The following is a 12644-nucleotide window of genomic DNA, read 5'->3' on the forward strand; positions in this document are numbered from 1 at the left end:
CAAATTATTGTGTCACTACATAGGATTTACTTTCTAAGCGCTATTTTTGTTAGGCAAAAAAAAGCGCGTTTAAAACGCGCTTAATTGAACCATTAACTAATCGGATTAGCTAACCACTTTTACAGGTACTGCTTGTCCAGCGTTAAACTTAGTTGTCATCGCTTCTTCAACAGGTACAAACGATGTAAGGTCAATGCCTTCAACCGCAGACTTATACTCTTCGATAGTCGGGAAACGACCAAGTACTGTAGAAAGTACTACAACCGGCGTAGAACCTAGTAGTGACTCACCTTTTTTCTCAGATGTATCGGCTACTACACGGCCTTGGAACAGACGAGTTGATGTTGCGATAACAGTATCACCAGGTTCTGCTTTTTCTTGGTTACCCATACATAGGTTACAACCAGGGCGTTCTAGGTATAAGATATTTTCATACTTAGTACGTGCCGCTGTTTTTGGTTTTTCATCGTCAAATTCAAAACCCGCGTATTTAGCAAGAATATCCCAGTCGCCTTCCGCTTTAAGCTCATCAACAATGTTGTATGTTGGTGGCGCAACAACTAATGGTGCTTTGAATGAGATAGAACCGTTTTTCTTTTCTAGGTTACGCAGCATGTGAGCAATAATTTTCATATCGCCTTTGTGAACCATACACGAACCAACGAAACCTAAATCAACAGGTTTGTCGTTGTAAAAAGAAACAGGGCGGATCACATCGTGAGTATAACGCTTAGAAACATCGTCGTTATTTACGTCTGGATCGGCGATCATTGGTTCAACGATTTGGTCTAAATCAACCACAACTTCTGCGTAGTATTTAGCGTTGTCGTCTGGAGAAAGTGCTGGCTCTTCACCAGATTGAATACCTGCAATACGCTTGTCAGCTAAGTCGATTAGACCTTGTAGCGTTTGCGCTTCGTTATCCATACCTTTGTTGATCATGATTTGGATACGTGATTTAGCAAGTTCAATTGACTTAATTAGCGTTTCATCATTTGAAATACAGATTGACGCTTTCGCTTTCATTTCTGCAGTCCAGTCAGTGAAAGTAAACGCTTGGTCAGCCATAAGGGTACCAATATGCACTTCAATGATACGACCTTGGAATACGTTTTCGCCGCCAAATTGCTTAAGCATTTGCGCTTGCGTTGCATGGACAACGTCGCGGAAATCCATGTGCTTAGCCATTTTGCCTTTAAACGTCACTTTAACTGAATCAGGAATTGGCATCGCTGATTCACCCGTTGCAAGTGCAACAGCAACAGTACCTGAATCGGCACCAAAGGCAACGCCTTTAGACATACGTGTATGCGAGTCACCACCAATGATGATAGCGCGATCATCAATTGTAATGTCGTTCAATACTTTGTGAATAACGTCAGTCATTGCATGGTAAACGCCTTTCGGGTCACGTGCAGTGATCAAACCAAACTTATTCATGAACGCCATTAGTTTTGGAATATTTGCTTGTGCTTTGCTATCCCATACTGATGCAGTGTGACAACCAGACTGATAAGCACCATCAACAAGTGGTGAAATCGTTGAAGCCGCCATCGCTTCTAGTTCTTGTGCTGTCATTGGACCGGTTGTATCTTGCGAACCAACGATGTTCACTTTAACGCGAACATTTGAGCCTGCATGAAGTGGCGTATCTGATAGTACACCTACTGCATTACGGTTAAAGATTTTTTCAACCGCTGTTAAGCCTTGGCCTTCGTGTGAAATTTCTTTTGAAGGTGCATACACAAGTGGAGTTTCAATGCCGAGCGTTTCAGCAGCAAACGTTTGTAGTTTCTTACCAAATACTACAGCGTAAGAACCACCGGCTCTCATAAATTCAACTTTTTGCGGTGTGAACGCTGATGAAATATCAACAAGTTCTTTATCACCGTTATAAAGCTTTTTCTCTTTTGTATTGATTGTTAATACAGTACCTGTGGCAACTGAATAAGCTTCTTCAAGCACTGCATCGCCATTTTCATCAGTTACAGTATTGCCGTCTGCATCTACTTTCTTAACCCAGTTTTTAAGATCAAGACCAATACCGCCGGTTACATCAACCGTCGTCAAGAAGATTGGTGCGATACCATTAGTACCTGCAACAACAGGTGCAATGTTGATGAAAGGAACGTATGGACTTGCTTGTTTACCCGCCCAAAGTGCAACGTTATTTACACCAGACATACGAGATGAACCAACGCCCATTGTGCCTTTTTCAGCAATAAGCATTACTTTAGCATTAGGGTGTTTCTTTTGAAGTTCAACGATTTCTTGTTGTGCCTCTTCAGTGATCATACACTTACCGTGTAATTCACGGTCAGCACGTGAGTGTGCTTGGTTACCTGGAGACAGTAAATCAGTTGAGATGTCGCCTTCACCAGCAATGTAAGTTACTACTTCGATTTTTTCTTCGATGTCAGGTAGTTTTGTGAAGAATTCAGCTTTTGAGAAACTCTCTAGTAATTCTTTAGCAATTGCGTTACCTGCTTCGTAGGCCGCTTTTATGCGCTCCATATCAGCATCGTATAAGAATACCTGAGTTTTAAGTACTTCAGCGGCTTGTGCTGCGATTGCTGCGTCATCACCAAATGCTAAATCAATTAGCATTTCAATTGACGGGCCGCCTTTCATGTGTGAAAGCAGTTCAAATGCAAATTCTGGAGTGATCTCTGCAACGTGCTCTTCACCTAAAATGATTTCTTTTAGAAACTGTGCTTTAACGCCCGCAGCACTGGTTGTTCCAGGTAAAGTATTATAAATAAAGAAATGCAGTGAATCTTTACGGTGCTCGTTATTAGTATCTTTAATTTGATTAATTATTTCTGATACCAGTTCAGCGCTATCGATTGGTTGTGGGCTTAATCCAAGCTCCGTTTTACGGGTTTGGATTTCTTCCATATATTTTGTATACAAACTCATAGAAAACTCTCGGTAATTTACTTGATATGAAGTTAAGCATTTTAACTGATTTTACAGTCTCTAGTAATGCCTAAATGAATAAAGCTTTTATTCCTGACGATAATTATAGCTAGTTTTACTTATATAATTTGACGGTATTCGTTGCTCACCCTTAGATCCTATCGCACCTAAGCCATTAATTGTATAAATAAAACTAATTTCAATTATAAGTACAATGAATTTTGGTGTGAGTACAGTTATGTTTGGGCACAAAAAAGGGCTGAAAATTCAGCCCTTTTCTAATTTAGATTCTAAATTACAGATTATCTAAAAAGCGTTCTGCATCAAGTGCAGCCATACAGCCAGTACCCGCAGAAGTGATTGCTTGACGGTAAATATGATCAGACACATCACCGGCAGCAAATACGCCTGGCACACTAGTTTGTGTTGCATTACCGTTAAGACCAGATTCAACCACTAAGTAGCCGTCTTTCATTTCTAGCTGACCTTCAAACATATCGGTGTTTGGCTTGTGGCCAATGGCAATAAACACACCCGCTAAATCAAGCTCTTCAGTAGCATCTGATGCTACATCTTTAATGCGAACGCCAGTTACACCCATTTGGTCGCCTAGAACTTCATCTAATGTACGGTTGTAGTGCATTACAACGTTACCGTTTGCCGCTTTTTCAGCAAGGCGGTCAGCCAGAATTTTTTCACTACGGAAACTGTCACGACGGTGAATAACATGAACTTCATCAGCAATGTTAGACAGGTATAACGCTTCTTCAACCGCCGTGTTACCACCACCAACAACCGCTACCTTTTGGCCTTTATAGAAAAAGCCGTCACAGGTTGCACACGCAGATACACCACGACCTTGGAAATTAGTCTCAGATTCTAGGCCTAAATATTTAGCTGACGCACCCGTTGCAATAATTAATGCATCACACGTATAAGTACCTTGGTCACCGGTTAGTGTGAAAGGGCGCTTAGATACGTCAACTTTATTGATGTGGTCGAACACTATCTCAGTTTCAAAGCGTTCAGCGTGCTCTTTCATACGATCCATTAATGCGGGGCCCGTTAAGCCGTGCGCATCACCTGGCCAGTTTTCAACTTCAGTAGTGGTTGTTAGCTGGCCACCTTGTTGAATACCTGTAATTAAAACAGGGTTTAAATTGGCGCGAGCGGCGTAAACTGCGGCTGTGTAGCCTGCAGGGCCTGAGCCTAAAATAAGTAACTTACAGTGTTTTGCTTCAGTCATGATCTTTTCCTAAACGTTTAATACGATTTTAATGCGCCCGATTCTAAGAAAAACAAGTAAGAAGTAAATAAAAGATGAGATTATTTTTTTTTGCAAATTACTAAGCTGTTCATTAATGTGTACTAAAAGCAACACCCGCCTAATAAATAGACTGTTAGATAATAAAACGACGTTTATTCATGACCAGTCTGATTTTTTTTGTTATCTTTTAATTAATTTTGATTTGTCACTGCTTAATTATGTGACCTAAGTGAATAGGCAACTATGTTATTTTGGCAAGAGAAACCCGCATTTGGGTTGACTTCAAAAGACGTTAACGTCTTAACCAATGCGCAAGAATACCGTACGCAATTGTTAGATTTAATTGCCAACGCAAAAAAACGAATTTATATCACCACACTTTATTTACAAGATGATGAAGCGGGTCGTGAGATTTTAGCCGCACTACACAGTGCATCGTTAGCTAACCCTGCGCTTGAGATAAAAGTATTGGTGGACTTTCACCGTGCGCAACGCGGTTTAATTGGTGCACAAAAGTCAGAGGGCAATGCAAGCTTATATTGCGACGATTTAGAAAAATTTAATTCAAACGTTCAAGTGTATGGTGTCCCCGTAAAGGCAAAAGAACTGTTTGGGGTGTTGCATTTAAAAGGCTTTGTTATTGACGACACACTGCTCTACAGTGGTGCCAGTTTAAATAATGTGTATTTGCAATATAGCGACCGATACCGGCTCGATCGCTACTTTTTAGTATCGCAAAGCGAATTATGTGACTCGATAGTTGATTTTATAGAATCGACTTTGCTTAGCTCTGCAGCTGTGCCACGCCTCGATCAACGACCGCTTAAACGTATGGCTGACTTTAAGCTTGAACAAAAGCAACTTATGCGTGAGCTTAAATCGGCAAGCTACAAAAATGCGCAAGAGTTTAATTCACATGCATTGGGTATTCGTTTATTTTTAGGCTTAGGGCGTCGTAATAACGAGCTTAATCGCTTAATTAAAGCGCTGTTTGATACCACCGAGCAAGAGTTGGTGTTGTACACGCCGTATTTTAATTTCCCAGCGCCATTAATGCGCTCTTTACGTCGCTTATTAAAGCAAGGTAAAAACGTCACTATTGTGGTGGGTGATAAAACCGCTAACGATTTTTACCTGCCACCTAGCGAGCCATTTAGTAAAATAGGCGCATTACCGTATTTGTACGAAACAATTTTGCACAAGTTTGTAAAATCGCAAAAACGCCACATAGATAATGGCAACCTAAACGTATACCTGTGGAAACACGAGAGTAATTCGTTTCATCTAAAAGGGATTTGCTGTGACCGTAAAGTGCATTTACTTAGCGGGCATAACCTAAATCCGCGCGCGTGGGGGCTGGATATCGAAAATGGCATCCTGATAGAAGACCCTGAACAATCTATCATGCGCGATATTGATAATGAACGCCAAGAAATTTTAAAGCATTGCCGTCGTTTAACCGGCCCAGATGATTTAGAAACCATGGACGATTACCCGCAGCCGGTGAAAAAACTGCTTGGTCAAGCTAAGCGCGTAAAAGTCGATTTTATTATCAAACGGTTTATATAACCCCAGTGTATAAATCTAAAATTTAGATACAAAAAAAGCAGCTAGTTAGCTGCTTTTTTAATGCTTATACCTAAATAATGACTTAGGTATAAGCGGTAACAATAATAGTTAAGCGTTTTCTACTGCAGTGCGTGGGTCAACATATTCCATGTTGAATGCTTCAGCTACTTCTTTGTAAGTTACTTGGCCTTTAATTACGTTTAAGCCTTTTAAGAAATGAGCGTCATCTAGTAGTGCTTTTTTGTAACCTTTGTTTGCAAGGTTAATGATGAACGGTAATGTTGCATTGTTAAGTGCAAACGTAGATGTACGTGGTACAGCACCTGGCATGTTAGCAACACAGTAGTGAACAACTTCATCAACGATGAAAGTAGGATCAGCGTGCGTAGTTGCTTTAGAGGTTGCAATACAACCACCTTGGTCAATCGCAACATCAACAATTGCAGCACCAGGCTTCATTGCTTTGATGTGTTCAGCAGTCACTAGTTTAGGTGCAGCAGCACCTGGGATAAGCACGCCACCAATTACTAGGTCAGCTTCTAGTACGTGCTTTTCAAGCGCGTCAGCTGTTGAGTAAATAGCTTTAACTTTGTTACCAAACTGTGCGTCTAGTGCACGTAGTACGTCGATGTTACGGTCAAGTACAACAACCTCAGCACCTAAGCCAACCGCCATTTGTGCAGCGCTACGACCAACCATGCCGCCACCAATAACAACAACTTTAGCTGGCTCAACACCTGGTACACCACCTAGTAACATACCACGACCGTGGTTTGCTTTTTCTAGCGCTTGTGCACCTGCTTGAATAGACATACGACCCGCTACTTCACTCATTGGTGCCAATAGTGGTAAACCGCCGCGTGCATCAGTCACTGTTTCATAAGCAATACAGATTGCTTTACTTTTAACAAGGTCTTCAGTTTGTGGAAGATCCGGTGCAAGGTGAAGGTAAGTGAAAAGAATTTGGTCTTCACGTAACATTGCACGTTCAACAGCTTGTGGCTCTTTTACCTTGATGATCATTTCTGCTTTTGCAAAAACGTCAGCAGCTGTTTCTAAAATTTCAGCGCCTGCTTGAACATAATCATCATTTGTAAAACCAATGCCCATACCAGCATTCGTTTCAACAATCACTTGGTGGCCGTGATTTACAAGTTCGCGAACACTCGCAGGAACCATACCTACACGGTACTCATGGTTTTTAATTTCTTTAGGTACACCAATAATCATAATTTTGCCTTGTTAGAACGGGATAAAAATTTTTCACTATTATATTCATGCTAGGGTAGTGTGTCTCACCTTTTTTTAATGTCTTTGTAGTGTTAATATCTGTTAAATCAATTTTATTAGAATAAAAAACTAAAAAGCTATGCATAACTTATTAGACCGTATTGATCGCAAGATTTTAGTCGAATTACAACTCGATGGCCGCTTGTCAAATGTTGAACTGGCCCGACGAGTTGGCCTAAGCGCCACGCCCTGTCTAGAGCGAGTGAAAAAGCTTGAACGAGAAGGGTATATTTTAGGCTATAAAGCAGTGGTTGATCCCGCCAAGCTTGGCCAAGGGCTTTCTGTGTATGTGGAAGTAACCATTACCAAAACATCACCTGACGTATTTGAAGAATTTAGTGCTGCTGTGAGAAAGCATGAAGAGATTATAGAATGTCATTTGGTTTCGGGTAATTTCGACTTTTTATTAAAAACCCGGGTTAACGACATGTCAGAATACCGAGGCGTGCTCGGCGATATACTATTAAAATTGCCCAATGTGAGTGAAAGCCGCACCTATGTAGTCATGGAAGAAGTAAAAGGTGAAGAGGGTGTGGTGATCCGTCCTTTTGTTGCTTAATGATAGAGTAACAGCAGTAAATATACTTTTATTGTTGCAGCCAATTTTGCTTTGCTTAAGTAAAAGCATGATTAAATAATAAAAACGTGTTCATAATCAGGCCATCATGGTTAAGATAAAGTGCATCAAAATACATTTCCTGCTAAGGTATTTCATTGCTTTATATGCGTGTAAGTAGAAGTGTAAAAAATAATAATGAGGGATAGCTAATTATGCGCCTAAACGGTGTACAAAGACTATTAGAAACAGGGCTGATTGTCAGTACCTTTGCGGCGGTATTTATTTTATGTGCTTTAATTAGTTTTCATCCTGCCGATCCTGCTTGGTCGCAAACGGGTGAGTTTACCAATGTAAAAAATATTACAGGCACAGCAGGTGCATGGATAGCCGATTTACTGCTGCTCACTTTTGGCTGGCTTGCTTATTTTGTTCCTGTGGCCATTCAGCTGCTTGGCTATCTGGTATTTAAACAGCCACATCGTATTTTGCAACTCGATTACACCACACTTGGATTGCGTGTTATTGGTTTTGCGTTATTTATTACCTCTGCCACTGCTATCAGTAGCATTAATTTTGATGATATTTATAACTTTTCCTCTGGTGGGGTAGTGGGTGATGTGGTTGCATCGGCCATGATGCCGGCATTTAATTTTACCGGTACCTCTATTTTATTGTTGTGCTTCTTTTTTGCAGGATTAACCCTGCTAACAGGGGTGTCGTGGGTTCAATTTGTTGATTACTTGGGAGACTTAGTTGTTAAGTGCTATTTATTTTTATTGAATTATGTGCGCGGTTGGATGCAACGTGAACGTATGGCAGGTAAAGAGCAAAACGATCAGCCAGATGCCTATTTTGAAGACGATACGCGCCAACAAGAACCTGAGGGTAGCGACAAAAAAGTAAACAAGCCAAAAGCACTCGATAAACCCACAAGTAAAGTAAATGCACCGCAAGACGACGAATTTATGCCGTTTGAGGAGCTTGACCAAATACTCGATCAAGAAATTAGCTTTAGTGCTATAGATGATGAGCCTATGGATACAGAGGCTGCACTCAATGCGCTTGATCAAAGTCCCGTTGTTGAACCTGAAAAACCAGTGACTACTGTGGTATCGCCAGCTAGGCCAATTAACAAGCCAAAACAAGGGTTTCAACCGCCACCTACCGCCAAAGAAAAGTTTGAACAATTGTTAGAGCAAGAGCCACCACCAGGGCCATTGCCATCACTGGATTTACTTGATAGGCCCGATAAAGCGAAAAACCCAATTTCACAAGAAGAGCTCGACAGTGTATCGCGTCTTGTAGAGACAAAACTACTTGATTTTAATGTACAAGCAACTGTGGTTGGAGTTTACCCAGGCCCCGTTGTAACGCGTTTTGAGCTTGATTTAGCACCGGGTATTAAGGTGTCTAAAATTACAGGGCTGTCAAAAGATTTAGCCCGTTCGCTTTCGGCGATAAGTGTCCGTGTGGTTGAAGTTATTCCGGGTAAAACCTATATAGGGATTGAGCTGCCGAATAAGTACCGAGAAATAGTGCGTTTATCAGAAGTTATAAATGCGCCGAAGTTTGAGCAAAATCCATCGCCATTAACCATGGTGCTAGGTAAAGATATCGCAGGGCAACCTGTGTGTGCCGATTTAGCAAAAATGCCGCATTTATTAGTTGCAGGTACAACGGGTTCAGGTAAGTCAGTGGGCGTTAATGTGATGATATTAAGCTTACTGTATAAGTCGGGGCCTGAAGATGTGCGCATGATCATGATTGACCCGAAAATGCTTGAGCTGTCAGTATATGAAGGTATTCCGCATTTATTGTGTGAAGTGGTGACCGACATGAAAGAAGCCGCTAACGCGCTGCGTTGGTGTGTAGGTGAAATGGAACGTCGTTATAAGCTGATGTCGGCTTTGGGTGTACGTAACTTAAAAGGGTACAACCAAAAAGTAATGGAAGCTAAAGAAGCGGGCTACCCCATTATGGATCCATTATTTAAAGACACTGATGGCATGAAAGAGGGCCCAGACGAGCTAGATAAACTACCGAGTATTGTGGTGGTTATTGACGAATTTGCTGACATGATGATGATTGTGGGCAAAAAAGTTGAAGAGTTGATTGCTCGTATCGCGCAAAAAGCTCGTGCTGCTGGTATTCATTTAATTTTGGCAACACAGCGCCCATCGGTGGATGTAATAACCGGTTTAATTAAAGCGAATATACCTACACGTATGGCGTTTCAGGTATCAAGTAAAATAGACTCGCGCACTATACTTGATCAACAAGGCGCAGAAAATTTATTAGGCATGGGTGACATGCTCTATTTACCGCCAGGCACCAGTGTACCTGAGCGTGTGCATGGCGCGTTTGTAGACGACCATGAAGTACATGCTGTGGTAAACGATTGGAAAGCCCGTGCTAAACCCAATTATATTGATGAAATTTTAAATGGCGATGCCACTGAAGACATTTTATTACCAGGGGAAGCCAGCGAGAATGGCGATGAAGAGTCAGATCCGTTATATGACGAAGCGGTCGCCTTTGTAATAGAAAGCGGTAAGGTATCGGTATCATCAGTGCAACGTAAATTACGTGTAGGCTATAACCGTGCTGCACGATTAGTAGAACAAATGGAAACATCAGGTATCGTGAGTGCCCCAGGACACAACGGCGCGCGCGATGTATTAGTACCTAATGGAGCAAATTAATGAAAAAATTAAGTAGTTTATTATTGGTATTGGGCAGTTTAGTGGCGATGCCAAGCTTTGCTGACGACAGCCAAGCATTACAAGATAAGTTATCGATCTTAAAAAGCTTTAAAGCGCAATTTAAACAAAACGTAACCGACGGTGAAGGCCAAGCAGTAATGCAAGGCGAAGGAACACTGGCATTGCAGCAGCCTATGATGATCCGCTGGCAGCAAACTAACCCAGACGACACCTTATTTGTTTCAAATGGTGATAAAACCTATTACTTTGATAGCTTTGCTGAGCAAGTAACCATTATGAAAACCAGCGGTTTAATTGACTCAACGCCGTTTATATTGCTCACCTCTAAAGACCCTGCGCAATGGGAAAAATACAGCGTGCTCGCTACCGATTTAGGCTTTAGTATTACGCCTAATAAAGGGGTTGAAAGCCAAGTAGAGCAGCTTGATATTAGCTTTGCTGATAACGAGCAAGGGCTTGCAAAATTGGTAGTTAAAGATAACTCAGGCCAGCTGTCTGCGTTTACATTTAGCAATGCACAGGTTAATACTGAGCTTGACAAAACAACTTTTGAATTTACCCCGCCAGCGGGTGTAGAAATAGACGATCAGAGTAACGGTGAGTAATTTAGGATTTAACTTTGGGCCCGATGTGCGCCCACTCGCTGCGCGTATGCGCCCTTTATCGCTTAACGATTATATTGGGCAGCAACATTTACTCAGCGCTGATAAACCTCTTCATCAAGCTATAGTGGCAGGGCGCTGCCATAGTTTAATTTTATGGGGGCCGCCGGGGGTAGGTAAAACTACGCTGGCGCAAATTATTGCCAACCATGCCGACGCTGAACTAATTCAAATGTCGGCAGTAACGGCGGGCGTAAAAGATATACGCGACAGCGTAACCCAAGCGCGCGATAACTTACAAAGCCGTGGTCAGCGCACTTTGATGTTTGTTGACGAGGTACACCGCTTTAATAAATCTCAGCAAGACGCGTTTTTACCGCATATTGAAGATGGCACTTTTATATTTGTAGGCGCCACCACCGAAAACCCCTCGTTTGCGCTTAATAATGCGATTTTATCTCGCGCAAGGGTGTATGTCTTAAAATCCTTGCAGGAAAGCGATTTATACACAGTAATAGAGCGTGCACTTAAACAAGATGAGCAATTAAGCCAAAAGCAAATCGTGATTGCAGATAACGCCAAACAAGCGCTGTGCCAAGCAAGCGGTGGCGATGCTCGTAAAGTGCTTAATTTACTCGAGCAAGCAGTAGATTTAACCACTGAGCAAAACAGCAAGTACAACGTAGACGAACAGGTACTGAGCCAAGTACTCCCTACGCATTTAGCTAAATACGATAAAGGCGGCGATGAATTTTACGATTTAATTTCGGCGTTTCATAAATCAGTACGGGGCAGTTCGCCCGATGGTGCGCTTTATTGGTACTGCCGTATTTTAGCCGGTGGCGGCGACCCGCTTTATGTTGCAAGGCGCTTATTAGCAATTGCCACAGAAGACATCGGCAACGCCGATCCACGAGCGATGGAAGTGGCTTTGAACGCATGGGATATATTCCAACGTGTTGGCCCAAGCGAAGGTGAGCGCGCCATTGCACAGGCCACTTTGTACTTGGCTAGTGCACCTAAAAGTAATGCGGTTTATATGGCGTTTAATCAAGCCAAACAAGACGCTAAAAACGAGCCGAGTTACCCCGTACCTGAACATTTACGTAATGCCCCCACCAATTTAATGAAAGACTTAGGCTATGGCGCAGAGTATCGTTACGCGCATAACGAAGAAGGCGCATTTGCTGCTGGCGAAAAGTATTTACCGCCAGAAATGGATGGCAAACAATACTACCAGCCAAGTGATCGTGGACTTGAGCAAAAAATTAAACAAAAGCTCGATTATTTAAAAGAGCGCGACGCACAAAGCCCAATAAAACGTTATGAGCATGATTAAACTTTACATGATGATAGCCCTTGGCGGAGCGTCAGGAGCCTGTTTACGGTTTTTTATTAGCGAAACCATGCTAAAACTCCTCGGTAGGGGATTCCCTTTTGGCACGTTGACGGTTAATATTCTGGGTTCATTGTTGATGGGCATTTTATACGGTTTAATAGATAAACAAGTTATTGCCGTCAGTCCTGCTAAAACCCTCATCGGAATTGGCTTTTTAGGTGCGTTAACCACCTTTTCAACATTCTCAATGGATTCGTTGTTGTTATTACAACAAGGTCACTTTATTAAAATGGCCCTCAATATCATCTTAAACGTGATGGTGTGTATTTTTATGGCTTGGCTGGGCCTTCAGCTAGTAATGCAAAAAGGTTAAAAA

At 41.9% G+C, this 12644-nt stretch carries 9 protein-coding genes; 6 read left to right on the forward strand and 3 right to left on the reverse strand.

Annotated features, from left to right (window positions below):
- Window positions 1–105: 105 nt before the first annotated feature.
- Window positions 106–2919: a bifunctional aconitate hydratase 2/2-methylisocitrate dehydratase gene (locus tag KG708_RS02740; RefSeq protein ID WP_213608018.1), complete on the reverse strand. Its 2814-nt coding sequence runs from the start codon at window positions 2917–2919 to the stop codon at window positions 106–108.
- Between the two features lie 295 nt (window positions 2920–3214).
- Entirely contained in the window at window positions 3215–4165 is a 951-nt protein-coding gene (gene trxB, locus KG708_RS02745; protein WP_008110078.1) for a thioredoxin-disulfide reductase, read from the reverse strand.
- A 264-nt stretch (window positions 4166–4429) separates the two neighbouring features.
- On the opposite strand from trxB, the gene pssA reads away from it, so the two are divergent.
- Window positions 4430–5755 carry a CDP-diacylglycerol--serine O-phosphatidyltransferase gene (gene pssA, locus KG708_RS02750; RefSeq protein WP_213608019.1) on the forward strand — a complete coding sequence of 442 codons (1326 nt, stop codon included), beginning with the start codon at window positions 4430–4432 and terminating at the stop codon, window positions 5753–5755.
- 108 nt (window positions 5756–5863) lie between these two features.
- Here pssA and ald read toward each other — a convergent pair whose 3' ends face one another.
- Window positions 5864–6985: an alanine dehydrogenase gene (ald, locus tag KG708_RS02755; RefSeq protein ID WP_055011832.1), complete on the reverse strand. Its 1122-nt coding sequence runs from the start codon at window positions 6983–6985 to the stop codon at window positions 5864–5866.
- A 139-nt stretch (window positions 6986–7124) separates the two neighbouring features.
- Between ald and lrp the strand changes: the two genes are divergently transcribed.
- From lrp to crcB, 5 genes are all read left to right on the forward strand, one after another.
- Entirely contained in the window at window positions 7125–7604 is a 480-nt protein-coding gene (lrp, locus tag KG708_RS02760) for a leucine-responsive transcriptional regulator Lrp (RefSeq protein WP_008110073.1), read from the forward strand.
- Between the two features lie 212 nt (window positions 7605–7816).
- Window positions 7817–10306, forward strand: a complete 2490-nt coding sequence (locus KG708_RS02765; protein WP_213608020.1) for a DNA translocase FtsK 4TM domain-containing protein — start codon at window positions 7817–7819, stop codon at window positions 10304–10306.
- The gene (gene lolA / locus KG708_RS02770) at window positions 10306–10932 is read left to right on the forward strand and encodes an outer membrane lipoprotein chaperone LolA (protein WP_213608021.1); all 627 of its coding nucleotides are present in this window, start codon (window positions 10306–10308) and stop codon (window positions 10930–10932) included. Before KG708_RS02765 ends, lolA begins: the two co-directional genes overlap by 1 nt.
- Complete coding sequence (locus KG708_RS02775) at window positions 10925–12268, forward strand: AAA family ATPase (protein WP_213608022.1); 1344 nt, start codon at window positions 10925–10927, stop codon at window positions 12266–12268. Before lolA ends, KG708_RS02775 begins: the two co-directional genes overlap by 8 nt.
- The gene (gene crcB / locus KG708_RS02780) at window positions 12261–12641 is read left to right on the forward strand and encodes a fluoride efflux transporter CrcB (protein WP_010389726.1); all 381 of its coding nucleotides are present in this window, start codon (window positions 12261–12263) and stop codon (window positions 12639–12641) included. Before KG708_RS02775 ends, crcB begins: the two co-directional genes overlap by 8 nt.
- The last annotated feature ends 3 nt before the right edge of the window (window positions 12642–12644 follow it).

Source organism: Pseudoalteromonas sp. (genome assembly GCF_018402495.1).
Lineage (GTDB): Bacteria > Pseudomonadota > Gammaproteobacteria > Enterobacterales > Alteromonadaceae > Pseudoalteromonas.

Coding starts and splice junctions, on each gene's coding strand:
- lolA (WP_213608021.1), top strand. CDS start 10,306: ATGAAAAAATTAAGTAGTTTATTATTGGTATTGGGCAGTTTAGTGGCG.
- pssA (WP_213608019.1), top strand. CDS start 4,430: ATGTTATTTTGGCAAGAGAAACCCGCATTTGGGTTGACTTCAAAAGAC.
- ald (WP_055011832.1), bottom strand. CDS start 6,985: ATGATTATTGGTGTACCTAAAGAAATTAAAAACCATGAGTACCGTGTA.
- lrp (WP_008110073.1), top strand. CDS start 7,125: ATGCATAACTTATTAGACCGTATTGATCGCAAGATTTTAGTCGAATTA.
- KG708_RS02740 (WP_213608018.1), bottom strand. CDS start 2,919: ATGAGTTTGTATACAAAATATATGGAAGAAATCCAAACCCGTAAAACG.
- KG708_RS02765 (WP_213608020.1), top strand. CDS start 7,817: ATGCGCCTAAACGGTGTACAAAGACTATTAGAAACAGGGCTGATTGTC.
- crcB (WP_010389726.1), top strand. CDS start 12,261: ATGATTAAACTTTACATGATGATAGCCCTTGGCGGAGCGTCAGGAGCC.
- trxB (WP_008110078.1), bottom strand. CDS start 4,165: ATGACTGAAGCAAAACACTGTAAGTTACTTATTTTAGGCTCAGGCCCT.